General features: G+C 43.5%; 24 protein-coding genes and 1 pseudogene. 18 read left to right on the forward strand and 7 right to left on the reverse strand.

What is annotated here, in order from left to right:
* Positions 1-267 precede the first annotated feature (267 nt).
* Positions 268-390: a hypothetical protein gene (locus F6K53_RS22775; RefSeq protein WP_293068611.1), complete on the forward strand. Its 123-nt coding sequence runs from the start codon at positions 268-270 to the stop codon at positions 388-390.
* Between the two features lie 123 nt (positions 391-513).
* Here F6K53_RS22775 and F6K53_RS22780 read toward each other — a convergent pair whose 3' ends face one another.
* Positions 514-2022: an Ig-like domain-containing protein gene (locus tag F6K53_RS22780; protein ID WP_293068614.1), complete on the reverse strand. Its 1509-nt coding sequence runs from the start codon at positions 2020-2022 to the stop codon at positions 514-516.
* A gap of 26 nt (positions 2023-2048) precedes the next feature.
* On the reverse strand, positions 2049-3470 hold the full coding sequence (locus F6K53_RS22785; protein ID WP_293021788.1) for a transposase: 1422 nt from the start codon (positions 3468-3470) through the stop codon (positions 2049-2051).
* A gap of 810 nt (positions 3471-4280) precedes the next feature.
* On the opposite strand from F6K53_RS22785, the gene F6K53_RS22790 reads away from it, so the two are divergent.
* A complete protein-coding gene (locus F6K53_RS22790) occupies positions 4281-4532 on the forward strand; it encodes an IS630 transposase-related protein (protein ID WP_293068617.1) in 252 nt (83 codons plus the stop codon).
* A 164-nt stretch (positions 4533-4696) separates the two neighbouring features.
* Here F6K53_RS22790 and F6K53_RS22795 read toward each other — a convergent pair.
* Positions 4697-5874, reverse strand: a pseudogene (locus F6K53_RS22795) (ISAs1 family transposase).
* Between the two features lie 287 nt (positions 5875-6161).
* On the opposite strand from F6K53_RS22795, the gene F6K53_RS22800 reads away from it, so the two are divergent.
* From F6K53_RS22800 to F6K53_RS22845, 10 genes are all read left to right on the forward strand, one after another.
* The gene (locus F6K53_RS22800) at positions 6162-6659 is read left to right on the forward strand and encodes an IS630 family transposase (protein ID WP_293021785.1); all 498 of its coding nucleotides are present in this window, start codon (positions 6162-6164) and stop codon (positions 6657-6659) included.
* 1109 nt (positions 6660-7768) lie between these two features.
* Positions 7769-8269, forward strand: coding sequence for a DUF2231 domain-containing protein (locus tag F6K53_RS22805; protein ID WP_293068620.1), 501 nt, complete (start codon positions 7769-7771; stop codon positions 8267-8269).
* Positions 8266-8871 carry a DUF2231 domain-containing protein gene (locus F6K53_RS22810; protein WP_070395150.1) on the forward strand — a complete coding sequence of 202 codons (606 nt, stop codon included), beginning with the start codon at positions 8266-8268 and terminating at the stop codon, positions 8869-8871. The genes F6K53_RS22805 and F6K53_RS22810 overlap by 4 nt, the downstream gene beginning before the upstream one ends.
* An 8-nt stretch (positions 8872-8879) precedes the next feature.
* On the forward strand, positions 8880-9821 hold the full coding sequence (locus tag F6K53_RS22815; RefSeq protein WP_293068623.1) for a cytochrome c oxidase subunit II transmembrane domain-containing protein: 942 nt from the start codon (positions 8880-8882) through the stop codon (positions 9819-9821).
* Positions 9818-11506 (forward strand): cytochrome c oxidase subunit I, encoded by a 1689-nt coding sequence (gene ctaD / locus F6K53_RS22820; protein WP_293068626.1) that lies wholly within the window; start codon positions 9818-9820, stop codon positions 11504-11506. The genes F6K53_RS22815 and ctaD overlap by 4 nt, the downstream gene beginning before the upstream one ends.
* Positions 11493-12128 carry a heme-copper oxidase subunit III gene (locus F6K53_RS22825; RefSeq protein WP_293038244.1) on the forward strand — a complete coding sequence of 212 codons (636 nt, stop codon included), beginning with the start codon at positions 11493-11495 and terminating at the stop codon, positions 12126-12128. Before ctaD ends, F6K53_RS22825 begins: the two co-directional genes overlap by 14 nt.
* A gap of 83 nt (positions 12129-12211) precedes the next feature.
* Entirely contained in the window at positions 12212-12979 is a 768-nt protein-coding gene (locus tag F6K53_RS22830; protein WP_293038241.1) for a DUF29 family protein, read from the forward strand.
* 55 nt (positions 12980-13034) lie between these two features.
* A complete protein-coding gene (locus F6K53_RS22835) occupies positions 13035-13463 on the forward strand; it encodes a hypothetical protein (RefSeq protein WP_293068630.1) in 429 nt (142 codons plus the stop codon).
* A 205-nt stretch (positions 13464-13668) separates the two neighbouring features.
* Positions 13669-13905 carry a hypothetical protein gene (locus tag F6K53_RS22840; RefSeq protein WP_293038235.1) on the forward strand — a complete coding sequence of 79 codons (237 nt, stop codon included), beginning with the start codon at positions 13669-13671 and terminating at the stop codon, positions 13903-13905.
* Positions 13902-14255 carry a type II toxin-antitoxin system PemK/MazF family toxin gene (locus tag F6K53_RS22845; RefSeq protein ID WP_293059745.1) on the forward strand — a complete coding sequence of 118 codons (354 nt, stop codon included), beginning with the start codon at positions 13902-13904 and terminating at the stop codon, positions 14253-14255. The genes F6K53_RS22840 and F6K53_RS22845 overlap by 4 nt, the downstream gene beginning before the upstream one ends.
* A gap of 173 nt (positions 14256-14428) precedes the next feature.
* On the opposite strand, the gene F6K53_RS22850 is transcribed toward F6K53_RS22845, so the two are convergent.
* The gene (locus tag F6K53_RS22850; RefSeq protein WP_293082300.1) at positions 14429-14566 is read right to left on the reverse strand and encodes a hypothetical protein; all 138 of its coding nucleotides are present in this window, start codon (positions 14564-14566) and stop codon (positions 14429-14431) included.
* Between the two features lie 77 nt (positions 14567-14643).
* On the opposite strand from F6K53_RS22850, the gene F6K53_RS22855 reads away from it, so the two are divergent.
* The 4 genes from F6K53_RS22855 to F6K53_RS22870 all read left to right on the forward strand — a co-directional run bounded on the left by F6K53_RS22855 (position 14644) and on the right by F6K53_RS22870 (position 19506).
* Positions 14644-16155, forward strand: a complete 1512-nt coding sequence (locus F6K53_RS22855; RefSeq protein ID WP_293068635.1) for a GMC family oxidoreductase — start codon at positions 14644-14646, stop codon at positions 16153-16155.
* A 961-nt stretch (positions 16156-17116) separates the two neighbouring features.
* Positions 17117-17524, forward strand: a complete 408-nt coding sequence (locus F6K53_RS22860; RefSeq protein WP_293068638.1) for a hypothetical protein — start codon at positions 17117-17119, stop codon at positions 17522-17524.
* A 24-nt stretch (positions 17525-17548) separates the two neighbouring features.
* Complete coding sequence (locus F6K53_RS22865) at positions 17549-18925, forward strand: DUF4209 domain-containing protein (RefSeq protein WP_293068641.1); 1377 nt, start codon at positions 17549-17551, stop codon at positions 18923-18925.
* A gap of 347 nt (positions 18926-19272) precedes the next feature.
* Positions 19273-19506: a hypothetical protein gene (locus F6K53_RS22870; protein WP_293068645.1), complete on the forward strand. Its 234-nt coding sequence runs from the start codon at positions 19273-19275 to the stop codon at positions 19504-19506.
* On the opposite strand, the gene F6K53_RS22875 is transcribed toward F6K53_RS22870, so the two are convergent.
* Positions 19449-21047 carry a serine/threonine-protein kinase gene (locus F6K53_RS22875; RefSeq protein WP_075903418.1) on the reverse strand — a complete coding sequence of 533 codons (1599 nt, stop codon included), beginning with the start codon at positions 21045-21047 and terminating at the stop codon, positions 19449-19451. The genes F6K53_RS22870 and F6K53_RS22875 overlap by 58 nt on opposite strands.
* 354 nt (positions 21048-21401) lie before the next feature.
* On the opposite strand from F6K53_RS22875, the gene F6K53_RS22880 reads away from it, so the two are divergent.
* Entirely contained in the window at positions 21402-21542 is a 141-nt protein-coding gene (locus F6K53_RS22880; protein ID WP_293068648.1) for a hypothetical protein, read from the forward strand.
* A gap of 162 nt (positions 21543-21704) precedes the next feature.
* Positions 21705-24149 carry a phenylalanine--tRNA ligase subunit beta gene (gene pheT, locus F6K53_RS22885; protein WP_293026975.1) on the forward strand — a complete coding sequence of 815 codons (2445 nt, stop codon included), beginning with the start codon at positions 21705-21707 and terminating at the stop codon, positions 24147-24149.
* A gap of 40 nt (positions 24150-24189) precedes the next feature.
* On the opposite strand, the gene rsgA is transcribed toward pheT, so the two are convergent.
* Positions 24190-25320, reverse strand: coding sequence for a small ribosomal subunit biogenesis GTPase RsgA (gene rsgA, locus F6K53_RS22890; protein WP_293068654.1), 1131 nt, complete (start codon positions 25318-25320; stop codon positions 24190-24192).
* A complete protein-coding gene (locus F6K53_RS22895) occupies positions 25313-25564 on the reverse strand; it encodes a sulfurtransferase TusA family protein (protein ID WP_364418222.1) in 252 nt (83 codons plus the stop codon). Before F6K53_RS22895 ends, rsgA begins: the two co-directional genes overlap by 8 nt.

Genomic DNA, 25564 nt, shown 5'->3' on the forward strand with positions numbered 1-25564 from the left:
CTTGTTTCGCTTCCCAAAAAGCTCGTGACCGCTACTATCGAAAGATTACCTTCTCTCTGATTCAGGAATTTGATGCCTGGGCCTAAATGTACTGCTAAATGTACAAAAAAAAGTGTCCGTCAGTCAGGGTTATAGCACTACCAATTAAGGTTAGTGCTATTCATCTGCTGACAGCTGACCGCTGAAGGCTGAATGCTTACAACCAGCTAACCTTGGCCTATTGGCCACGCGATCGCGTTCAACCTGTTAACCTTCAACCAGCTAACCTTGGCCTATTGGCCACGCGATCGCGTTCAACCTACTAACCTTCAACCTACTAACCTTCAACCTACTAACCTTCAACCAGCTAACCTTGGCCTATTGGCCACGCGATCGCGTTCAACCTACTAACCTTCAACCTACTAACCTTCAACCTACTAACCTTCAACCTACTAACCTTCAACCTACTAACCTTCAACCTACTAACCTTCAACCAGCTAACCTTCAACCTACTAACCTTCAACCTTCAACCCTTCAAGGTAGCCAACGAGCATTAAATCCAGTTAAGAGTGGTTCCGCTTCCAGCTTCACTGGAGTATCTGACGATGTATCATCCTCTAAAGGTAATAGCCAGAGTCTAGCATTAGCAATTATTTGTCCTTCATCAGTGATCAAACCTTCCTCAGATGACCGTTCAGGGACTATTTGATCAAAGAGTATACCTAAGTCATCTGGGGACAAGCTCATATGAACTTCCTGTTGCTCCGGTAAAACTACCAAGCGCTTTAAAGTATACTCATTCTTGTCATTAGGTTTAAGGTTAATCGCTGCTAGGAACGGTTCTTCTTTGAACTCTTCCCCAGCAATGAGTTGGCTGAGCAGACAATAGAGAATCTGGTTTTGCGCCGAGAATTCACAACTATGGACAGAACCAGTGGTGCGCAGTATCTCTTGCTCAGAGCCTTGGTTTTTGACTAGAAATAGCGATCGCGTATAGTCACTATTAAACTTCACCATCACTGCTGCTGAACCATCCTTAGCAAAGTTTAGGACCATGCCAAACTTCGGTAAAAAGTCTAGGGGTTGAGCATTTGGTGTCAAGGGTAAAATGCCCACTCCCTGACCTTGAGCCATCGCAATAGCGTTGCTGTCAGGAGTAATCATAAAATCTCCTCCTGGTTCATGGTCTAATGGTTTCGGTTTAGTACCAGTTTGTATGGTCCACAGCCCAAATTCCGAAGGATTACTGCGACTGACCCGCTGTACCACAATCGTTTTACCATCAGCAGACAAATCAAACTTCAGATTCTGGTAGTCTTTGCTATCGAGAACCAGCTCAACTTTACCACCAGAGTCTGAGGATACGGTCTCTTGAGCTGGGGCACGAGTAGATATGCCCGTGGTCACAGTATATAATTTTGCAGAGAGCAAGTCCTGTTCTTTATTCTGACTTCTAACAGCAGAGAAAAGAATTCGGCTGCCATCAGGATAGAACTTAAAGTCCATAACCAGCAAATCTGGAGGCGTTAAGATAGTTTTTTGTTGGCGAGTGAGATTATAGAAAATTAATCGCCCCTGTTCTTCTGCTTTAACACCCACATAGGCAAAGGCTCGGTCACGGGTACGGAAGGATGCCTTAAACGGTTCGATGGCAGTCTTATTGCCAGGCTTAGCGAATTGCTCTACTGCCCCAGTGAGCTGGAATTGATACTCGGTGCCATAGGGTAAAGGGAGCAGCGGAGTATAAGCCATTTTGCGTCCAGCCCAGCTAATTTTGCCCGGGATTGGTGGAACAATGTTCAGATTCGCTTCCACACTAGTCTGATCCATAGGACGGCTGAAGGTTAGGATAAATGCTTTATCCTCCGCACCGATTTGTTTATCTTGCCAGGAAAATTCCCGTACCCTGGGGGCAGTGCGATCGCCAGTCCACAGTAATATACCAATCAGTAGACTCAGTATAACTATGACTACCCCAGCAGTACGGTCAATGGGTTGAACAAAGGTTTGAATCTTCACGGTTTGAGCTGCTACTGTTGACATCTCCCCCGGTTAAAACACGGGGGATTCTAAAAGGTTGTTAGGAGGCTGGTTGAAACCGAGCCTCTATCGGCTTTCGCCGACGCTACGCGAACGCCAACACTTCTTTTTCGATATGATTTTTTCAAGGAACTAAAAACGTCATATCGGTGTGGGACTGTCAAGGATCCCCTACTCACCTTGGTTAGATCAAGACCTAACTGTGTGGCTACTTTTCTTGCAATGTTTCCGGCACCGTTGCAATCAGCGTTTACTAAGCATCCAGAAGAAGTCTTATAAAGCCCACGTCTCACTCTTTTTCCTGATGGCTTCCATTCACTGGGTTTTTCACCGTGTCTAGGTAATGGATCCTCATCCAGAAAAGACGCTTTGCTAGTGTATGACTCTTCAGTAATTGTCAATTTAATTCCGTATTCATAGCAAAGTTGTTTTAATCTTTCGATTAATCTTTTAGTGGGAATTAAAACAAAATTTTGATTACCTCGCTTACCCATATTAGATGCATTTTTTTGCCGCTCATTCCATCCAATAATCAGATTTCCAATTTTATCGTTAAGGCAACGGTTAATAATAAACCTGGCAGCTTTGTTCTTCGCATCTCTCATTTGGTTGTTGCGCTTACGCTGCACTCTATCCAAATTAGCATCCCAATAAGATTCGGATTTCCCTGACTTGTACTTAGCGACCAACCTAGAATAGCCTTGGTTCATTGATTTAAGCTTTCGACCGTCGATTATCAGGCTTTTTCCTTTGGTCGAAATACCAGTTAGCCAGTTGTCTCCGCCATGATCAAAACTCCAAGCTTGAGAGTAGTCCAGATCTGGATTATGTTCAACGGCCTGCTTCCCGTCATCTATAACCCAGTCAATCCACAACTGCCCTAAGTTAGGACGAATGGTTACCTCTTTCACCCAATCTGGATCTATAAAGTCAGGCGGAGTTAACGTTATCTTGCAAATTAGTTCTGGCTTAGATTCTTTACTGATTGAAGGGTAAAAAATGCCTTCTTTGTAGGTAAGTGACTGTCTTGGAAAAGTGACACCAGCTAATCCACCTTTTTTTCTGTATCTAGGCAGCCTTGGCCTATCGACTTCCCCTTTGTAATAAGAACCTACTAGTTGGTTGTAGCTAGAAATTGATTCTCCTACTGATTTTAAAGTCTGTTGAGCTGATTGAGCCGCCATAGCCTTGTAATGAGGATTCATCTTCAAGACTTTGTCTAACTCTGGATACTTTGTAATACACTTGTAAGTCTTCCATCCCAGCCTTAACTCGTCACCTCTCCAATAAGTGGAATAAGCTTCTAGCTGCTCTTTTAACCAATCGTAATGTTTCTGCTTGATGTAATAAATAGCGCAATTTATCAAGCTATTCGCTCGCTGGCACTGAAAGACCCAAAAAGCCTCCTCTTCGTCTGTAAATTCTGCTCTTACCGGAATGGTTTTGTACAACTTCATCACCTCCTACTATAATCATAACAAATGTCTGCCTATATTGTCATATATAAATATGAAAACAAATTAGGATCACAAGTTTGCCAGAAGCAGCAGTTAAAGGAGGAGGCTGAACGGCTGGGAATGACTCAGTCTGAGTTGATTAGGAGTTTGATAGCCAGACTGCCTGAACCCACACGAAGAGATACGGCGGGGTTTACCCCGTGGCTCTGTTTCATCCGGGAGACGAAACCTTAGAATAGGGCAGCCTTAATGAATAAGTTTTAACCAAAGGTGCGCTTTCCGTAGGCGAATTAAATTCGCCACGGGTCTTGAAGTTACCGTAAGTGTAGTGGAGCCTTAATACAATAGTTTTAACCATGCATCTTCATAGCCAGTCACTTATAAAGGCGACCCTACACGCTTGGCGCGCGTCTCTGCACCTCTTTTATGCATAGCCGACCAACTATAAAGACTGCCCCAGGGAGGGATTGCTCGCTGGGGTAACTTCTAAGCCGGTCTAAAGACGCAGGGTTCTCAGATTTCTGGATGTTTTGATAGCCAATCTGTCACCGCCTCAAGCCAATACCCCAGTATTAGTCAGTCCAATCCTCACTAACAGGGTAATTGACCCAAAAAATCGGATATAAGTTCAAAAATTGGTAATTTTAGACTTATCGCATTTTCTAGTCAAAGTAGAAAAACGAAAGTGCGTTCGCGTAGCGTGGCCTACGGCCAATCGCTAATTTTATCAGAGGATTAAACTTTGATTAATTGCAAATTATAGCGGTTTGCGTTTAAATAAAGTATAATATATATATCCCAATTATGAAAGCCTATTCTGTTGACATAAGAACTAAAATTATCACAGCTTATCTAGACTGTGAAGGATCAATTACGCAGTTATCTAAAAGGTTTAAAGTGAGTCGTGATTTTGTATTTATAATTATTAAAAAATTTAAAGATACCGGAGATTTATCACCAGGTAAACAAGGGAATAACCGAGCCTCTAAATTAGAACCATTCACAGAATTTATCAAATCTATGTTGTCAGATTATCCCTCATTAACTCTATCCTAAATAGTGGAAATACTTGAAAACGAAAAAAAAATTACTGTCCACATAACTACCTTAAGTAGATTCTTAAAAAAACTCAATATAACCCGAAAAAAAAAACTTTATATGCCACTCAAGCCAAAACGGAAAGGGTAGGTAACTTAAGCAGGGTAAGCGCATCTCAAAACCTATTGACATAAAGGTTTTGAGGCATCATGATAATGAGATAAACAAGCAGCGATAATCGTCAACATATAGTTATTATCCATGGCAGCTCGATTCGATTTTTGACGATTACTACGCCGGAACGATTGCTCTAAATTCAATGCGTTAAGTGCAATTCGTCGCAGCAATGATAAGTTTTGTGGAGCATGGCCAGTACGAACACGGCAAGCATCTTCATGAAAAGTGACATCTAAAGTCCAATGCAACCCATTTTCTACACCCCAGTGGAGACGGATAGCTTTCCCGCTCTTTACGAGCATCACAATCCAAACTCGTTAAGTAAAACTGAACTTCGCGTGTAGTTTTGTTCCACAGATGACGTACTCTTATCACCATGACAATACACTTAAGTCCGACCCAATCATCTTGGTTATGTAGAGGTGATATTTCAGATATTGGAACACACCACACTTGCCTTGTTTCAGTCCGATGATGACCTTTTTCTATCCGTTTATCATAACTATGAGTAATCCCTTTAAATCCCTGTTCTAGGTTTTTATAAAACCAATCTTTTACTTGTTTATGAAGGGTAGGATGGTTGGCTTTAAGAGCTAAAACGTAATCAGCTTTGGCACTGATAATTTGAGAGGCAATGGCAGTTTGCGTACCCATAGCATCAATTGTTACGATACATCCAGCTAAATCTAGTAATTCTAATAAGGCGGGAATTGCCGTGATTTCATTTGATTTATCAGCTACTTTTACTTGTCCTAAAACAAGACGATATTCACGCTTTCCATGCACTGACTAAGTGCAAAGCGGTTTTTCCCAGTACTCTATCATAAGAGCCTTTGATAGTTTTACCGTCAATGGGAATTACCTGTGCTTCTACTGTCTCAACTATCGATTGGACCCAACGTCTAAAACATCTCTCGAATATTTTTGGGTTGATACGCAACTCCAACGGAGACGCTGCGCGAACAAACACTCGGCGAAATGTGTCTGCACTTGGGATACCTTTCGGTTTTGCTAAAAATTGCTCTAGCCATTCATATTTACTTAATCCATAATTTTCCATATCCTCCCATCCCTTGGCTCCTGCAATTACTGATAGTATTGCGATGATTAAAATATCTGTTAACAAATGGACACGTGTTCTAGCCACACGGGGGTCTTCTATCTCGCTGAAAATTAATGCCATTTTTTCAGTTAACGCAGTCGCTTTAGCTACACTTAAAGCTTTCGAGTTTAATTTCGAAACTGTTCGAGATTGAAAACCATTACCCATGAGACTAACCCTAATCTAAAGTAGACACAATGCTAATCACGATACTACTTAACATCATTAATACTCAAACTGGCACTTATACATATATTAATCAATAAATCTGTACTTTTTTATACAAAATTAGATGCGCTTACCCTGGTAACTTAAGATATCTTTATTGGCAAAAAATTACTAATTTTTTAGTAAAGAACCTAGTTTTTTTGGATGAAACAGGGTTTAATTTAGGCAAAAAACGCATTTATGGCCGTTCTCAAAGAGGAACTAGAGTTGTCGATTATCGTCCTTATTATAGAGGAGAAAATATTACAATAATTAGTGCTCTTTCTTCGGAAGGTATCTTAGGGACTATGACGTTAAATGGTTCAATGAATACTCAAAGTTTTCTAACTTATATAAAACAAGTTTTAGCACCATCATTATGGCCTGGCGCTATGGTAATTATGGATAATTTACCCACCCATAAAAGTCAAAAAATTGTAGAAATATTATCTACAGTTGGAGCTAGTGTTTTCTTTTTACCTCCTTACTCTCCCGATTTTAATCCCATCGAAAAGTTTTGGTTTATTTTGAAAGAATATTTGCGTTCATTAGTCCCGATGACTAGAGATGAGTTAGAACAAGGTCTAGTAGAGTGTTGTGATTCTTTGACTAAAGAAGACATAAAAAAATTGTTTTCTTATTGTTGTTATTGTAACTAACTTAAGTGCAAACCGCTATAAGTAAAAAATTAAGTTTTTCTGACTCGAAGCTCCTGATTCGAAGCTCCTGACTCCTGAGGTGCGCTTTCCGTGTCTTGATGCAGTCGCTCATGGGGGGAACCACGGCAGTCGCTCATGGGGGAAACCCCCAAGACCGCGCTGCCTCCCCAAGACCGCGCTGCATCGCTAGGCGAATTAAATTCGCCACGGGTCGCACCTCGATAACGTTGCTTATGTCGAAATCACGTTGGCACGATATCGAAGGAAAACCATAAGTAAAATTACTCAACAGTTCTAGCCTATAGTTTCCAAAGCCAATCCCCTTCAATTTATACAGTTAATACTTGATCTAGCGGTTATAATAGTAATTATGGATACATTTTTTTACCTATTCCCTATTCCAAAGTTTCCTACTCCCTACTCCCTGTTCCCTTTTACCTGAGCCAAATTTACCTTTGCTATAACAATACAAATCGTCAAAGTCAGATAAGACAAATTGTCAACCTTTTTGGCTTTGTAATAAATCTTAAAACTTCCTGAAAATATACTAATACTAAGGGTTAGCTGGCTATACTAAAACCAGGTGATATATCTAAAGTAAGGTATCGCTATCCTTGCTCCAGTTAGTAGCTATATCTACTAACTGGAGCTAGCTGCTTGCTTTGTAAACCATGTCATTTGAGTCAATCAATTTGACAAAGTTAGTTGTTTGCTTAAAAATTAGCAGTCACTAACTAGATATCTGATCAAGTCTAAGTAAATCCTCAGTTAATGAGGATTTATATCTAGGTAAAAACTAAAAAATAGGAGAATCGCAGTGTTTTTTTTGAAAGGAATAAAGCCCCAACAATTTTATGTTATTTTATTGCTGCTCAGCCTGAATATAATTGTTTTTATGGCTCTAATGTCAAAGATGCCTAATAATTTGATACTAGCGTTTTAGTTAGTCTATTATTTTACTATTATTTGAGTAGTATAATTCAAACTTAGTAAGTTAGTGGTAAATATGTAGTGATTTTGCTACGGTAAGCGTGAAGGTTTCGGGTGTGAAAATCACTACTTGTTTACCACTACCAACAATTCCTCATTGAAACCTCATTGAGAACAATATGCTAGAGTATCTCCCCCCACTCAACGATCACAACTTGCCGTATCCCGATACAATTCATCCGATCGTGGTTCATTTTGTGATTGCCATGGTATTGTTTGCCGTCTTGTGTGACGCTGTCGGCTACTTTAGCCGTAATTATCGTCTGTATGAGGTAAGTTGGTGGAATTTATTTTTTGCGACTATTTCTATCTTTATTGCTGTTATTTTTGGGCAAATTGAAGCTGGATTAGCAGAGCCTTACACAGCAGCAGAGGCAACATTGAACCTGCATACGCTGATTGGTTGGTCTCTATCTGGCATCATTGCAGCGGTGACAGCATGGCGCTACATTATTCGTTCTCGCAATCCCAAAGAGTTACCCATACCTTTTTTGGGGGTGGGGGTGTTGTTAGTAGGGTTAGTGTTTGTCCAGGTCTACCTGGGTGACTTACTCGTTTGGGTCTATGGATTACATACTGTTCCGGTAGTAGAAGGGACTAGGGAGGGCTTGTTGCAATGAGTTCAAACCTAATTGACCAACTAGGGAGCCAATTGGGAGCCAATGGCTTGCCTTACCCGATTCCGATTCATCCCAATCTGGTACATCTAACCCTTGGTTTATTTATCGTGGCCATCGGCTTTGATATCGTTGGGGTCTTGTTTCCCCTGGAAAAGCCAGTCTTTAAGATACTGGCAATTCCTGCCACAAGATCCAATTTTTTTGATGTCGGCTGGTACAACATGCTGGCAGCAGCAGTGGTTACTTTCTTCACCGTTGCAGCCGGTTTCTATGAAATCATGCTGGCAGACCCACCCACAGAGGTTAGAAGTGCCTGGGGATTACAAGCCATGGAAACCATGCTTTGGCATGGAGTTGGCGGAGTCTTGCTGCTGCTGCTGATTGTAGCAATGACAGTATGGCGCGGATTTCAGCGATTTGTTTGGAATAAAGATAGGGCCAGACAAGTACAATGGACCTATTTGTTAGCGGGACTAGGGATTTTTGCACTGATGTTTGTTCACGGTACCCTGGGAGCGCAACTGGCGGCAGATTTTGGCCTACATATTAGCGCCGATCGCCTGTTGAGACTGGGAGAAGATCCAAACTTACTCTTGAAATAAATAAGCTCATGAATATTCGCAGGATTTTGACTTTGGTTGTCGTTGCGATCGCATTAGCCGGGATTAGTCTGTGGATGGGTCAACAGGCTTACTATTGGTTTCCTCCCCAAGCTTCAGCTGAATCCCTGCTAGTTGACGATTTATTCAGTTTCCTAGTGACACTGGGAACCTTTATTTTCTTAGGAGTAGTAGGAACCCTAACCTATTCAGTCTTGTTTCAGCAAGCAGGCAAGTATGACTTAAGCGATGGTCCACCAATTGAAGGAAACATCACCCTGGAAATCGTCTGGACAGCAATTCCCTTGGTCCTAGTAATTTGGATTGCAGCCTACAGTTACCAGGTCTACGACCAGATGTCGATTCTCGGTCCGATGGAGCATGTTCATCTAGAAATGGCAACCGCTGAGGCTGCACCAATTGAACCAAGTACTGACTCACAAATGCCTGACTCCAACGAACCAATAGAGCGTATTGAAGTCTTGTCTCGCCAGTGGGCGTGGGAATTTCGCTATCCCGAGCAAAGTATCAGCAGCACAGAACTGCATTTACCCAACAACCATCGCATCAAGCTTACCCTCAAATCAGAGGATGTGATACATGGGTTTTATATACCCGCCTTTCGAGTCAAGCAGGATATTATCCCAAATCAGGCGATCGAGTTTGAATTTACTCCCATTCGCGAAGGCAACTATCGGTTGCGGGATTCTCAATACAGTGGGACTTACTTTGCAGCAATGCAGGCGGATGTGGTGGTACAATCCCCGGAATCCTATCAGCAGTGGCTTGCTCAAGCAGCGGTTCAACCCCCCAAAGCAGCCTACAATCAAGCCTTCGAGGAATATCGTCGAGCCTCTGAAACAGCAATTAATGCAGGCTGGAAAACGGTGGTTCCAGCTGCGCCTCCTATGGTTAATTACTCCGGTTCCAATCTGCCAAATAAAGGATTATGACCAATCTTTCTTCGGTTGACGCGATCGCATCCTTGGGCAAACAGCCCTCGCCAGGTACCCCTGAAGACTGGAAACGGTTTTTCAGCTTCAGCACCGATCACAAAGTGATTGGGATTCAGTATATTGTCACCTCTTTTTTCTTTTTTCTCATTGGTGGAATCTTTGCCATGATCGTCCGGGGTGAACTGATTACCCCAGAGGCCGATCTGGTTGATCGCACCGTCTACAATGCTATGTTTACCCTCCACGGAACAGTAATGCTGTTCTTGTGGACCTTTCCAGTGTTAGCCGGGCTGGCCAATTACCTAGTACCGCTGATGATTGGGGCACGGGATATGGCATTTCCCAGGCTAAATGCCCTCGCCTTCTGGATGGTGCCCGTCTTTGGGGTTGTCCTGATGGGAAGCTTTTTAGCTCCAGGAGGCCCAGCCCAGGCAGGTTGGTGGTCTTATCCACCCGTGAGCCTGCAAAACCCTACTGGTGCTTTGATTAACGGTCAATTTCTCTGGCTACTAGCCGTGGCGCTTTCGGGAGTATCCTCTATTCTAGGAGCTGTCAATATCGTAACCACGATTATTCGGATGCGATCGCCCGGAATGACCTTTTTCCGAATGCCTGTCTTTGTCTGGGCTGTACTCAGTGCCCAGATTATTCAATTATTTGGCTTACCTGCCCTGACTGCTGGAGCCATCATGCTGTTGTTTGATTTAACCCTAGGCACCAGCTTTTTTGACCCTGCCAAAGGGGGCGATCCCATTCTGTTCCAGCACTTTTTCTGGTTCTACTCTCACCCAGCCGTTTACGTAATTATCCTGCCGATTTTTGGCATTTTTTCAGAAATATTCCCAGTTTACGCCCGCAAGCCCCTTTTTGGTTACAAAGTAGTTGCTATTTCATCCCTAATTATTGTCGGGTTGAGCGCTATAGTCTGGGTGCATCACATGTTTGCTAGTGGCACCCCCGGATGGATGCGGATGCTGTTTATGTTCTCCACAATGTTGATTTCCGTGCCAACTGGCATCAAAGTCTTTGCTTGGGTAGCCACCATTTGGGGAGGCAAACTCAGACTAACCAGCGCCATGCTTTTCGGACTAGGTGGCTTGGTGATGTTCGTATTTGCGGGCATTACTGGCATTATGTTAGCAGCCGTTCCAGTAGATATTCACGTCAACAACACCTATTTCGTTGTTGGTCACTTTCACTACGTTATCTATGGCGCAACAGTTATGGGAATTTATGCCGCCTTCTACCATTGGTTCCCCAAAATGACAGGGCGGATGTATAATGAAGGGTTGGGTAAACTGCACTTTGCCCTAACCTTTATTGGAGCCAATCTCAATTTTTTCCCCATGCACCCATTAGGACTGCAAGGAATGCCCCGCCGAGTTGCGTCCTACGATCCCGAATTTGCCTTTTGGAATGTGGTTGCTAGCATTGGAGCCTTCCTATTGGGCATGTCTACGTTGCCCTTTATCCTCAATATGGTCGGTTCCTGGGTACAAGGAGAAAAAGCACCAGCCAATCCCTGGCGGGCGATCGGGATAGAATGGCTTGTCTCCTCCCCGCCCAGTCACGAGAACTTTGAACAGTTGCCTGTGGTGATTGCCGAACCCTATGGCTATGGCAAATCTGAAGCTTTGATTTCTAACCCTGATGCCCTAGAAGTTACCCATGAACCCAACTGAAATCGATCCATCACTCACCTCTGGTGTAATACCGAGTCAGACCCATACCTCTGATGGGACGGCAGAACATAGCCATGATGAAGCAGGCAACAGCATGTTTGGCTTCATCATTTTCTTGCTCTCGGAAAGTGTTATCTTCCTGAGCTTCTTTGCTGGATACATTGTTTACAAGACTACCACAGCCGACTGGCTCCCTACCGGTGTCACAGGGCTAGAGATCAAAGAGCCAGCTATTAATACTGTAGTGCTGGTGTCTAGTAGTTTCGTAATTTACATTGCCGAACGATATCTTCATGTCAAAAATCTGTGGGGCTTTCGGGCATTCTGGCTCCTGACCATGGCAATGGGGAGCTACTTTTTATATGGTCAGGCAGTGGAATGGGGCAGTCTCCCCTTTGGATTTACCGATGGGGTATTTGGCGGCACCTTTTATTTGCTCACCGGGTTTCATGGTTTGCACGTGCTCACAGGAGTCTTGCTGCAATTGATTATGCTGGGACGCTCCTTCATTCCCGGTAACTACAACAACGGTGAGTTTGGGGTTGCTGCCACCTCCCTGTTCTGGCATTTTGTCGATGTGATCTGGATTATTTTGTTTGTGCTGATTTACATCTGGCAGTAGCGTTATTCTTAGGTTGGGTGAGCAGGAGCGTAACCCAACCAGGTAAGGCTTTCGTCACGTTTAGTGATATTTCCAATAAAAAAATGCTCTATGAAACTGACATCATCCAATGGGTTGAACAACAAGTTTCCCTGATCAAAGAACAACGGTATAGTGAAGTAGACTGGGTTAATCTCCTAGAAGAGATTGAAGACTTGAGTAAACGAGAGCGAGACCGCTTTTTATCCTCGATTCGTTTAACGATTCAACATCTGTTGAAATGGGAATATCAACCTGAAAAACGGTCTAGGTATTGGGAAATCACCATCAAACGAGAGCGCAATAACCTTAAACGCTATCTCAGAGATACTCCTAGTTTAAAGCGATACTGGGCAGATTTATCAAAAGTTTATGGTGATGCGAGAGCCGACGCTGCTAATGAAACCGGAATTTCCGATTGGGACTTTCCTGACAACTGTCCCTATTCCCCTGAGCAAATCCAATCGGATTGGTTTCCTCCAATTGGAGGTAAAACAATGGATACCCAAACGACCTATCGAGAAATAATCAAACAAGTTATTTTAAAATACGCTCAATTTCGTCCCTCTCATGGAGACATCCGACTTGATCCTATTTTTGACGAAACACGAGAGCACTATGGATTAATGCAGGTAGGATGGTCACAGGGAAAAAGAATCAGAGGGAACCTAATATATATTACTCTAAAAAATACTAAAATTTATATTGAATATGATGGAATAGAAACGGGTATCACTACTGATTTAGTTAATGCTGGCATCAAGAAAGAAAATATTGTTTTAGCTTTCTATCCTCCCGAAATGCGTCAGCAAACTGAATTTGCCGTCAATTAAAATTTATTCGTGTTTGATAAAATAAAGGCTATAACCAATTTAATTTTAAATGACCATGGATAGAAAAGACAGGTTACCGCTTCTAGGAGTAGGGTTTACTATTAGCTTAATCATAATGGGTTGTAATCCCTCTGATGATGCGTTAGAAAAATCTCGTTATCAACCCTTGAATATAGCTGAAATCAAAGGTAAGAGAATAGGAGATGATCCGAAAGCGATCGCATTAGACTTATTTGGTAACAAAGAAACGGTCGAGAGTGAGTTTACTGAAGAAATAAAGGTGATTGAGCAGCAAGCTTTTGAGAAAATCGTGATTCTAACCCAGATGAATCTACCTGATGACAAAATTAGGGGCAAGCGTTATCGACTTGAGTTTCAATTCGATCAATCTACCGGTAAATGGAATTTAAAAGAAGCAGGTCGTCAACAGTCCTGTTATAAAAGTGAGAAACCTAAAGATTGGACAATTGAGCCTTGTCCCTAGCTAAACTTGTCGATAGCGTTTATCGTATTTATGAGGTAAGCTATCAGCTATCAGCTATCAGCTATCAGCTATCAGCTATCAGCTATCAGCTATCAGCTATCAGCTATCAGCTATCAGCTATCAGCCATCAGCCATCAGCCCTACTAGATTCAACATTTCTGGGGAATAACCTATCACTAACCTATAATTGTACTAAGTTACTGCTATGTCAATCAGCACCGAAGCTATCAAGCAAGACCTGGATATACTTACTGCTGAACAACTTCAGCAAGTCGCTGATTTTATTGCATTTCTTAAGTTTCAAGATAAACGTCGTCGGATTGTCCTAGATCCTGCTCAGTTAAAAGCCCTTGCTCATGAGTTTGCTGAGGAAGACCGCGCTCTTGCTGAAGTGGGAATGAGCGATTATGCGGCAAGTCTTGATCAAGAAGATAAGCTATGACCAATAAATATCAGCGTGGCGATATCTGGGTAGCTAATCTCAATCCAAGTCAAGGTTCTGAGCAAGCAGGTATTCGTCCTGTCATTATTTTTCAAAATGACATTGTTTCCCAGTTCTCTACAACAATTATTGCAATTCCTTTAACGACAAATCAACGCCGCGCTTCGTTACCAATTTGTGTTCAGATTGCACAAGGAGAGGGTGGATTAGCTCAAGATTCTGTTGCACTGTGTTTCCAAATGCGAGTGCTTGACAAAAGTCGTTTAATTCAAAAACTGGGGCACCTTAGTCCTAAAACAGTTGCTCAATTGGAAGAAGTGGTTTTGCTAACACTTGGATATGAGCTATAAATCCTGCTTTCCATAAGATAATCCACCTATACAAAAGTGCGTTCGCGTAGCGTGGCCTACGGCCAATCACTAATTTTCTAGGGTATGTTAATTAAGTAACGCACCTATCCTCAAAAATATCACAAGTCAGTGATCATCTGTAACTCCTGAACTCCTGCAAGCGCACTACACATTCAGAGGTTTGACATTGTCTTGATGCAATAGCGAGTGGGGGAAACCCCCAAGACCGTAATGGTGCGTTTTCCGTTGGCGAATTTAATTCGCCACGGGTCGCACCTCTGCATCGCTCCTAAACTCCGAAACTTAGTCATAGCTGACTTCTGACTTCTGACTTCTGACTTCTGACTTCTGACTTCCGACTTCCCACTTCAAACTTCGGACTTTTACTATGATTATCGACGACCAATATTACGACTTTATTATTATCGGCACAGGGGCTGGCGGCGGAACCTTAGCCTATAAACTTGCGCCAACAGGAAAGAAAATTCTGATCCTAGAACGAGGCGATTTTATGCCTCTAGAAGAGCAAAATCGCAGTAATGTCGATATTTTTAAGCGAGAACGCTATCACGCTCCTGAAATTTGGTATGACACTGCTGGAGAACCCTTTTTCCCCCAAATGAATTACGCTATCGGTGGCAATACTAAAATCTATGGTGCAGCATTGCTACGACTGCGGGAGCGGGATTTTGAGAAAGTGCAACATCAAGAGGGAGTATCGCCGGAGTGGTGTTTGAAATATTCCGACTTTGAACCCTACTACACTCAAGCGGAACAGCTTTATAAAGTTCACGGTCAGGCAACCAGCGATCCCACCGAGCCATTTCATAGTCAAGACTATCCCTTTGAAGCAATCCCCCAAGAGCCTCAAATTGCGGAAATTTACAATGCGATCGCTCAACAAGGTCTGCATCCATCTTACCTACCGTTAGGACTGACGCGCCAAGACGACGACCCAACCAATGATTCCGAGGTCAGCGGAATTGTGCCAGCTTTGACACATCCGAACGTGACCTTAAAAACCAATGCGAAAGTGGTCTGTTTGCACACTAACCCCTCAGGTTTAGTAGTTAAAGCAGTCGAAGCCGAAATTGCCGGACAATCCTACTTGTTTATGGGGGAGATTGTCGTGGTTGCTTGTGGTGCCGTGAATTCAGCAGCATTGCTATTACACTCTGCTAATGATCGACACCCCCAAGGACTTGCTAACAGTTCGGGGCAAGTGGGACGGAATTTGATGAAAAGCCTAATGACTGCTGTAGTGCAACTGAGCACTAAGCCCAATTCAGGTGCTTTTCAAAGAAGTATTTATCTCAATGATTTTTATTGGGGTGATCCCGATTTTCCTTACCCAATGGGTCACATTCAAAATTCCGGTGGATTGCTGACAGATATTATTTTTGCTGAAGCACCACCACTGTTATCGGTTCTGGCAAAATTTATGCCAGGATTTGGACTGAAGCAGTTAGCTACTCGTTCCATTGGCTGGTGGGTGCAGACGGAGGATTTGCCCGATCCCAATAATCGAGTACGAATTGATGGAAACAAGTTGTATATTGACTACACTCCCAATAATATCGAAGCGCACGATCGCCTGATTTATCGCTTGACTGAGGTACTAAAAGTTATTGAAAAACGTCTGGATAGTTTTCAGAGCGGTAAAATATATCCTCGTGGGGAAGTGCCGATTCAAGTAATGGCAAATCAGTGTGGCACCTGCCGTTTTGGGGACGATCCTGCTACTACTGTGCTCGATCGCAACTGCCGCACTCATGATGTGGAAAATCTTTACGTAGTCGATGGCAGTTTCTTTCCATCCAATGCCAGTGTTAGCCCAGCTTTAACCATTATTGCTAATGCTCTAAGGGTGGGCGATCATCTGATTGAACAGTTTGGGTAAGCATGTAGGGGAGCATGTCACTTTTGAAATTAGGTACATAGATCCCCCCTAACCCCCCTTAAAAAAGGGGGGAATTAGATTCAAAAGTCCCCCTTATTAAGGGGGATTTAGGGGGATCTGAATCAGGGCTTAACAAAACTGACATGCACCCGCATGTAGGGTGCATTAGGGGCGGGCTTGCCCTCATTTTCACAGTCACCAGTGTTTGGAGAGCCCGCCCCGTAACGCACCACCTTTAGACTCTACGTCAATATCTATGACTCGATACTGTTGTTTGATACTTCAATGACTCTTAGCTCGATTATTGCTTCTGGAGTCTTTATCAACAGACTGAAAAATCTGAAGCTTTTGTGGCTGTTAAGGCAATTAAACCAGATAAACCAACCACTTTCAGTAAACTTCCCGCAGAATCACTGATTAGGGCTTAACACCTAACCTACTAGAATAGTAACATAACTTTCAAAAAAAGAATATATCCTGGATTAGGCTATATGCGTTCGCGTAGCGTAGCCCTTCGGGCTAATCGCAAAAAATTTCACACCAGCCCTAATCCTTGTGTTCTCGGTAATCTAGTCAGCAAATCATAACAACAATGAGCGACTTGATACCTCCTCAGGGTAGGAAAACTACTGAGCAAATAATCTATGAAATATTAGTCAACTATAAAGAGCAGCATGATAGAGAGAATATTCAAGATTTTTGTAGAGATGTTATCGAAAACTGAAGTTATGGTAAATAGCAAATAAATTATGATTTTTAGTTTAAACTTAATCAATAGCTCTATAAGGTAAACCTTATCATACTGATATAGTATTATCAAATATTTTTAGTATAATAATTACTAATTCGATGGCTTAAGTGACTTGTGGGATCGTCCTTTAAACTTTATTTTTAAGTATTTATGCTTAAGCTAATTTAAGAAAAATTTGGCAAATTATAAAAAAAAGAATGAATTAGCACTATGTCAGAATTGAACCAACCTCTTACAAAAAATGATTTCACTAACACTTGCTGGCAAGATATAGTGAACAGCAGCGAACGGAAGGATTGTCGCACCTATGGGCGTGCTTTTTGGAAAAAAGTCCAAGAGGCGCAAGAATCAGGAAATTTTAGAGAACAAGCTGTTTTTGAAATTCTGGCAGTCGTGACTAACGCTCCAATTAATCCAGAATGCAACGAAAAGTTGTTTGCTGATAGGTTTAAAAATCTTACAGAAGAGCAGCTAAATTTTCTTGCTGAAATCGCACCTGAAATATCAGATCATGAACTTAAAGCGCGAGTAGCAGATATTCTTTGGGTCAGACGACGTGACCATCCAATGGCTCAGTTGTCAATTACCGCTTACTTAGAATCAGCAACTACGTTATAAAGCTCTAAGAATTGGCATCATTATTTGGAGAGAATAGAACGAGCATTTCGGCTCGAACGCCAATTTAAAAATAATAAAAAAGTTGTTTTTCAACATATAGAAGCAGTTCTTGAATGCTATGAAGGGGAAGACTATTTGTGGCCATCTATACAATTAATGGAGCTATTGCAGGAACATAAATGTGGAGAACCAGCCAAATATGCAGCCCTTGCTGAAAAAGCAGCAACTTTAGCAGAATCAAGCTCTAATTGGGAAATAGCAAGAAGATTCTGGAGTATTAAAGCAGTATGGCATCGTATGGATAAAGACTACAGCAAAGAGCGTGCTGCTTCAATGTCAGCCGCTGAGACTTATGTCAAGAAAGCCGAGTCTGCTCCCAAAAGAACTCCACCAAGCTACATGGTCGCCTCACACTTTTTAGAACAAGCTGTTAAAGCCTTTAGAAGCATTCGAGGCACAAAGGAAGAAACTGTGGATGCCAAAGCAAGAGCCGAGGAACTTCACAGGCTGCTTCTTCAGTACCAAGAAAAAAGTCGCAACGAGATGATGACCATTTCTCATAAAATGGATATTAGCAAGGTCGTAGAGGAAGCCAGAAATTGGGTTAGGGACAAAGACTTTAAAGAGGCACTATTAGCTTTGTCTGTTTTAGCTGTTCCAACTAATGTCTCTAAATTGAAACAAGAAGTACAGCAGGACGCTCATAAGTCTTTAGGATCTCATCTTGTCCCTAATGTCATCATAAATGAAATGGGCAAAACTGTTGCTAATCAACCAGATTCTGTTTTCTCCAGTAATCCTAAAAAAGCGGAGGCTGCAACCAATTTTTATATGTGTCGGAAAGCCATTGACTATTATAAGCTACAAGCTCAAGCATATATTGAACCTGCCAGATATCAGATTAATTTAGAGCATTGTGTGCGACTTAACGATATTCTCTTCATCGTTTCCAATAGTCCATTTATTCCCCCTGAGCGTGAGTACCTGTTTGCAAAGGGGCTGTATGCTGGACTTACTGGAGACTTTTTCACATCTACCCACATCCTAATTCCCCAAATTGAAAACTCTATCCGTTATATCATGTGGCAAAGAGGCATCATTACTTCTGGGTTGGACGACAACGGTATTCAGAAGGAACATAATTTAAACTCTACTCTTTATCGTCCAGAGATAACCTCTATTTTTGATGAAAATACGCTATTTGACTTGAAATGTTTACTGGTTGAACATGCTGGTAGTAACTTAAGAAATCGTATGGCTCATGGTTTGATTCGGGATGGTGAGTTTATGAGTCCATTGATGTCATATATCTGGTGGCTTACATTGAGGCTTTGTTGCTTGCCTATCTTGATACATCAGCAGCAAGTTGAGCAATCAAACACAAGTACTGATGCAATCTAAGATTAGTGCGATCGCTAGCCAACGCCCTTCGGGCTAATCGCTTTTAGCGGAAGCTGAGGCCGTTGGCCACGCTTTGCGAACGCTTCATCGCGTAGCGTGGCCTACGGCCAATCGCTAATTTTGTAGGGTGTGTTGGGAGCATGTCAAATTTCCATGACAAATGTACTCAAATAACTCATGACCGCTACTGAACCACCAAAAAAGTTTAACCAATCACTGCACCCGACCGTAAGCTAGACAATTTATTATTAAAATTGCTGATTTCTCATAACACCAAAAAATAATCCCATCTCTTTCTCCCGACTCCCGACTCCCGACTCCCGTTCCCCTCCTGGGAGGGGTTAGGGGTGGGTTCCGACTCCCGATTCCCGTTCCCCTCCTGGGAGGGGTTAGGGGTGGGTTCCGACTCCCGATTCCCGTTCCCCTCCTGGGAGGGGTTAGGGGTGGGTTCCGACTCCCGATTCCCGTTCCCCTCCTGGGAGGGGTTAGGGGTGGGTTCCGACTCCCTACTCCCTTCGCTATATTACCAAAACCCCCGCTTCCCAGTAGGAAGTACTGTTGTCCAATTAGTCTTAGCTTGAGCCAACTGTTCCTTAGTAATTTTAGCATTAGCAAGATTGGCTCCACACAAATTTGCTCCCCGTAGATTAGCATTTTCGAGATGAGCATAACTAAGATTTGCCCCACGCAAGTCTGCTCCTGCCAAAATAGCTTTTTTCAGGTAAGCTCGACCCAAATTGGCATTGCGTAAGTCGGCTTGATGGAGATTCGCTTCACCAAAATTAGCACTAGATAAATCCGCTCCCTTCAAACTAATATTTAACAGTTTGCCCTGGCGGAAAATTATCCCAGATAACTGGGCATTATTAAGGTTAAGTCCCCTCAAATCTTTAGCCGCAAAGTCTCTTCTGCCAGAGCCGTAAGCTTTTAATAACGTTTCCGCCTCCAACTTGCCATTACCCTTCGACTTGCCTGTAATGCTATTCCTACTACCGCTCACAGCTGTAGAATCCCTGTTGGTAAAACCTCCACCGTTTTTAGGTTCTGATCTTCGACCATTGCTCAATCCCCGACGCTCCCGCCATTCTCTAATTTGCTCTGCCATTCTTCGGGATTGAACTGACGACGGGGATGAATAACCATTCACAGGACCCAAATTCTCTGAGTTGAAGTGAGAATTAGCGTCATCCATCCGTTGCGACACTAAGCTTTTGTTTAAACTCTCCAGATATGGCTCTAGGTCAAGAGCTCTCAGGATGTCTTCTGAGCACTGATAGCGATAACGGACAGAAGACTCCAGCATTTTTCTTAAAACCTTAGCAAAGTGGTCACTAACGTTGACATTAGTCTGCCAGACTATTTCTCCGGTTGAAGGATTATAATCGAGGTCTTTGGGAGATTTACCCGTCAACAGATAAAGGCAAGTAACCCCCACTGCATAGATATCGCTAGCAATTACAGGTCGCAATGCCATTTGTTCAGGAGGGGCAAAGCCTGGAGTTCCTATGGCATAGTTGGTCAATACTGTGTCTGAGGAATTGGAGGGATTGGTTTGGCTGTTTTTCACAGCCCCAAAATCAATCAGTACCAGTTTGCGGTCTTGGTCACGACGAATTATATTCGCTGGTTTAATGTCCCGGTGAATTACGTTTTTCTGATGAATATATTGCAGGAGTGGTAGAATTTCACTTAAAAATTGTTTAACTCCCTCTTCCGAGAATGAACCAGACCGTCTGACTTGCTGTTGCAGTGTCAAACCGCTAATGTATTCCTGAACCAGATAAAAATGCTCATTGTCTTGAAAGTAATCGAATAACTGTGGGAATTGGGGATGATTCCCTATTTCTCCCAAGGTTCGGGCTTCTCGCTCAAACAGATCCCTTGCCATCGGTGAAATCTCTGAGCCTTTGGCGCTTGGGCGGAGTTGTTTGATTACACGGGTCGGCTTACCGGGCAAGGATTGATCTGTTGCTAAGAAAGTTGCTCCAAATCCGCCTTGACCGAGTGGTTTTATCACACGATAGCGGTCAACTAATAATAATTTAGAACTGCACGCCTGACAAAAGTCGGCGTGTTCTGGGTTTTTTGCCTGAGTGCAGGTAGGATTTAGACAGTAGCTCATTCAGCCTTACTGATGTTCCTTTGCCCATACTGGAACTAAAACTTTTGCTCGGAGCACCTGAGCAGGAAAGATGATTTATAGTCTTTTACTTTTCTTTATTTTATGCAAAATGCCTCTTACTACCCCCTTAGTTAGACAACTATTCCGGTGAAACCTGATCCTCAACCAGGATACCTTATTTTTTGTATCCACCTAAGGGTACAAAGGACAATTTTGAGTTAAGTAAAGGGTGATTAAAGTAAAACGTATATGAAGCTACCTATATTTTAGAGCGTTTATTTAGCATTGACCATAGATAGTGTACTTTTGTCAAGCGTTAAGGGGTTAGACCCATCACAATAGAAAAATGTTTTCGTGGAAGGTAAGCTATCAGCTATCAGCTATCAGCTATCAGCTATCAGCTATCAGCTATCAGCTATCAGCTATCAGCTTATGCGCACGCTACTTGAGGTGCCATTGGTCTTTGGCCACGCTAAGCGAACAGCTTTTGAATAAAATAAGCACCTCAAGCAGCGTGAGCCTAAAGCTCACGGCTGACCGCTGACTGCTGAACGCGCACGCGTGCGCGTAGCGCATATGCTTACGGTGGAAGTAACGGGCAACTTGCACCTTATTTATTACCTTATATTAGAGTTCAGCAAAAAAATTTAGGAGTCCATGCGTATATCGTTAAACTGGCTGCGAGAACTAGTAGAAGTAACTCTGAAACCAGAAGAGCTAGCTCAAACCCTAACTATGGCTGGGTTTGAGGTAGAAGATATTGAAGACCAGGGAAACCTGGCCGATGGCGTGGTGATTGGCAAGGTTCTGGAGGTAGAGCCTCACCCTAATGCAAATAAGCTTCGGGTCTGTCAAGTGGATATTGGTGGCAGTGACCCATTGAATATTGTTTGTGGTGCGTCCAATGTCCGACCAGACATTTACGTGCCGGTCGCCACCATCGGAACCTACCTACCAACTATTGATTTGAAAATTCGCGCCTCAAAACTGCGCGGTGTTCGCTCAGAAGGGATGATTTGTTCCCTAGCAGAAGTGGGCTTGGCCAAGGAATCCGCTGGCATTCATATTTTCGAGGGAGAAACTATACCCCTAGGCAGTGATGCTCGTCCTTTACTGGGGTTAACCGATACCATTCTTGATGTTACCTCTACAGCTAATCGGGCGGATGCTCTAAGTATGGTGGGCGTGGCCAGAGAAGTAGTGGCCTTAACTGGGGCATCATTAACCTTGCCAGAAACTGTTGAGGTGTCTATTCCAAAAAAATCCGATGCCTTGACCTTGAAAGTATCTGAACCCAAAGCTTGTCCCGCCTATATTGGCACTGTGATTGAAGGGGTTAAGATTGCTCCTTCTCCGGATTGGTTACAACAGCGCTTGGAAGCCGCTGGAGTACGACCGATTAATAATGTAGTGGATGTCACTAATTACATTCTCTTGGAATGGGGTCAGCCTCTCCATGCCTTTGACCGGGAACGCTTGCAAGCTGTTGCTGGGGTCGAAAACCTGACCATTGGTGTCCGCTTTGCTAAGAGTGGGGAATCCCTGACTACTCTTGATGGTCAAACCCGTTCCCTGGAACCACAAGCGTTACTGATCACAGCTAACGACCAACCCGTTGCGATGGCTGGGGTTATGGGTGGGGAAGCCACAGAAGTCAACGACAACACCCAAAGTATTGTTTTGGAAGCAGCACTGTTTGATCCAGTGACTGTTCGTCGTTCTTCCCGTAGTCAAAGCATACGGACAGAATCATCTACCCGTTATGAGCGTGGTGTCAATAAAGCAGAATTGGATATTGCTTGTAAAAGAGCGATCGCATTAATTACTGAGTTAGCTGGTGGTACCCCCACAACCCAGAGTATTGCTGACCAGCGCCCTGACCCCTCTACTTGGGCACGTTCCATTGAGTTACGTCTTGACCGTGTCAATCAGATTTTAGGACCAGTTCATCAGGGAGAGGAGCTTGGGGAAATCCTGCCAGAAGATGTGGAAAGAATCCTGACTGCCCTCGGATGTCAACTACAACCGATAGCATCCCAGGATTCTGCCCAATGGAAAGTGACTGTACCCCCCTACCGCTACCGGGATTTAGAGCGGGAAATTGATTTAATTGAGGAAATTGCCCGTCTCTACGGCTATGACAACTTCTGTGATAGCTTACCAGACAAAACTGAACCAGGTTATCTCTCTGCTGAGGAATTTTTAAAGCGAAAACTGCGATCGCAATTCCGTGCAGTTGGGTTGACTGAATTAGTCCAGTATTCCTTGGTAAAGCCAGAGGAACAGACCCAAATTCGTCTCGATAATCCCCTGTTTACAGAATACTCATCCCTACGCACGGATTTACTATCAGGGCTTATTGATGCCTGTCAGTACAATATCGAGCAAGGCAATGGTGTACTCAACGGTTTTGAAATTGGTCGGATCTTCTGGCGAGCAGAAGAGGGTTTCGCAGAAGCTGATGCTATTGCCGGGATTTTAGGGGGAAATATCACCCAAGGTAACTGGGTCACGGGAGGGCGTTCCGAACCCATGACCTGGTATGAGGCTAAGGGAGTACTAGAGAGAGTGTTTTCCCGTTGCGGTCTGACAGTAGAATACCAACCAGACCACAGCGATCCCCGTCTTCACCCAGGACGCACTGCATCCTTGTGGTTGCAAGGTGAGAAATTAGGAAAATTTGGGCAGTTGCACCCCCAGCTACGCTCAGAAAGAGGTTTTCCCGATCAGGTTTATGTATTTGATTTGGACTTGGATCTAATTCTAGAAGCTCTTGATCGCGATGAAATTCTTACTCCCCGGTTCCAAGTCTATTCCACCTACCCAGCCATTGACCGGGATATTGCGTTCTTTGCCCCACTACAAGTCTCTGTGGCAGAAATCGAACGTTCAACCCGGAAAGCTGCGGGGAATTTGTTGGAGTCAGTGCAATTGTTTGATGAATATAAAGGAGAGTCTGTTCCTGAGGCACAGAGAAGTTTGGCATTTCGGCTAATCTACCGTGCTAGCGATCGCACTCTTACTGATGCAGAAGTCGAGCCAGTGCATCAGAAAGTGCGAGAAGCCCTAGAGGAAAAATTTGGGGTTAGCCTTAGAAGTTAAACGGAGAAGTTAAACGGTTGAAGGATGAAGTATTCATACTTCATCCTTCATTAATATCGTCTAACAGTTCATCTAGGGTCTGGTGCTGAGTACGGCGGGAGCGACGGCGGTATTTTTTTGTTTCTAGCTTGGGTTCGTATTGACGCCGACCAGAAGCTTTAATTTTTAACTTCATAGTGGATTCTATATCAGCTTTTTGGTTCAAAGCCTCTTGTCGTGCAATCACTTCTGCTAAAAAATCCAGATAATGCTGGTACCGTTCCCAGTCTCCTCGCACAGCACAGTTTGGCTCATTCCGATGTAGGCAATTACTGAATTGACAGCGGTGTTGGGCTAAACGCTCTCTTGCTTCTGGAAAGTAATGGATTAAATCCTCCGGAGTACAAGTCAAGTCAGGCTGATTGAATCCGGGGGTATCTGCCAAAAAACCACCTCTAGGCAACTCAAATAATTCCACGTGCCTAGTGGTGTGGCGTCCTCGACCCAGTTTACCAGTCACTTCTGCCACCCGCACCCTTGTTGCTGGAATCAGATAATTAATTAGACTGGATTTACCGACACCGGAAAGACCAGCCATAACGCTAATTGTCTGACTCAACAGGTCAGTCAGTTGTGCTAAACAAGTACCATTATGAACGCTGATCAAGACTGGCTGATAACCCCATGCTTCCAGACGCTGTTGCCAATGCTGCTGTTGCTGTTGTGTTACTAAATCACGTTTATTCAGACACAAACATACCTTGAAACCAGTAGATTCTGCCTTCACCAAAAACCGACTCAGCTGATAAGCATCCAGGGTCGGTTCTTCCAGAGCAAAAACCACCAGAATTTGCTGAGCATTGGCGATTGGTGGGCGGTCGAGCTGGGTTGTGCGGGGTAGCACTTCGGCAATCACCCCTCGTCCACCAGCCCAGTCAGGTTCATCTACTACAACCCTGTCTCCCACCATCACCTGCTGGCCAATTTTTTTTAACCGGGCTCTACGGGTACATAAGAGGTTTGAAGGTTGTAGGTTATTTGCTTGAAGGTTATCTTCACAACCTACAACCTCCAACTTGTCAACCTTCAACTGATCTAAACGCACCTGATAGAAATTTGCCTGAACCGCCAGCACGGTACCCAGCCAAGGGGTTGACAAGTTGGATGAATTAGTGTATTCTAATTCAATCATGAAGATGCTGGTGTGGACGACGCACCTTCAGAGCAAAATAGCGATCGCGTTCTTCAACGCCCTCTATGGGGTAACCCTCCATAGTCAGACTATCAGGAACCTGTTCTATTGGTTCTCCCGGGTCGAGCCACACTTCTAATAGGGCACCTGGAGCCATTTTCTCCAGATAGAGTTTAGTGCGAACAAAGTTAATCGGGCAAGGGGTGCCGCGCAGATCCAGCTGATCATCAGGTAATGAACTCAT

The sequence above is a fragment of the Moorena sp. SIO4A1 genome, from assembly GCF_010672065.1.
In the GTDB taxonomy this organism is placed as follows: Bacteria; Cyanobacteriota; Cyanobacteriia; order Cyanobacteriales; family Coleofasciculaceae; genus Moorena.

Bases quoted from the DNA above. Each gene is read 5' to 3' on its own strand.
- F6K53_RS22835 (WP_293068630.1), top strand. From the start codon at position 13,035: ATGGATAGAAAAGACAGGTTACCGCTTCTAGGAGTAGGGTTTACTATT.
- F6K53_RS22875 (WP_075903418.1), bottom strand. From the start codon at position 21,047: ATGAGCTACTGTCTAAATCCTACCTGCACTCAGGCAAAAAACCCAGAA.
- F6K53_RS22780 (WP_293068614.1), bottom strand. From the start codon at position 2,022: ATGTCAACAGTAGCAGCTCAAACCGTGAAGATTCAAACCTTTGTTCAA.
- F6K53_RS22845 (WP_293059745.1), top strand. From the start codon at position 13,902: ATGACCAATAAATATCAGCGTGGCGATATCTGGGTAGCTAATCTCAAT.
- F6K53_RS22790 (WP_293068617.1), top strand. From the start codon at position 4,281: ATGAAAGCCTATTCTGTTGACATAAGAACTAAAATTATCACAGCTTAT.
- ctaD (WP_293068626.1), top strand. From the start codon at position 9,818: ATGACCAATCTTTCTTCGGTTGACGCGATCGCATCCTTGGGCAAACAG.
- F6K53_RS22825 (WP_293038244.1), top strand. From the start codon at position 11,493: ATGAACCCAACTGAAATCGATCCATCACTCACCTCTGGTGTAATACCG.
- F6K53_RS22840 (WP_293038235.1), top strand. From the start codon at position 13,669: ATGTCAATCAGCACCGAAGCTATCAAGCAAGACCTGGATATACTTACT.
- F6K53_RS22805 (WP_293068620.1), top strand. From the start codon at position 7,769: ATGCTAGAGTATCTCCCCCCACTCAACGATCACAACTTGCCGTATCCC.
- F6K53_RS22855 (WP_293068635.1), top strand. From the start codon at position 14,644: ATGATTATCGACGACCAATATTACGACTTTATTATTATCGGCACAGGG.
- F6K53_RS22895 (WP_364418222.1), bottom strand. From the start codon at position 25,564: ATGAGTTCATTACCTGATGATCAGCTGGATCTGCGCGGCACCCCTTGC.
- rsgA (WP_293068654.1), bottom strand. From the start codon at position 25,320: ATGATTGAATTAGAATACACTAATTCATCCAACTTGTCAACCCCTTGG.
- F6K53_RS22830 (WP_293038241.1), top strand. From the start codon at position 12,212: ATGCTCTATGAAACTGACATCATCCAATGGGTTGAACAACAAGTTTCC.
- pheT (WP_293026975.1), top strand. From the start codon at position 21,705: ATGCGTATATCGTTAAACTGGCTGCGAGAACTAGTAGAAGTAACTCTG.
- F6K53_RS22860 (WP_293068638.1), top strand. From the start codon at position 17,117: ATGTCAGAATTGAACCAACCTCTTACAAAAAATGATTTCACTAACACT.
- F6K53_RS22815 (WP_293068623.1), top strand. From the start codon at position 8,880: ATGAATATTCGCAGGATTTTGACTTTGGTTGTCGTTGCGATCGCATTA.
- F6K53_RS22810 (WP_070395150.1), top strand. From the start codon at position 8,266: ATGAGTTCAAACCTAATTGACCAACTAGGGAGCCAATTGGGAGCCAAT.
- F6K53_RS22850 (WP_293082300.1), bottom strand. From the start codon at position 14,566: ATGACTAAGTTTCGGAGTTTAGGAGCGATGCAGAGGTGCGACCCGTGG.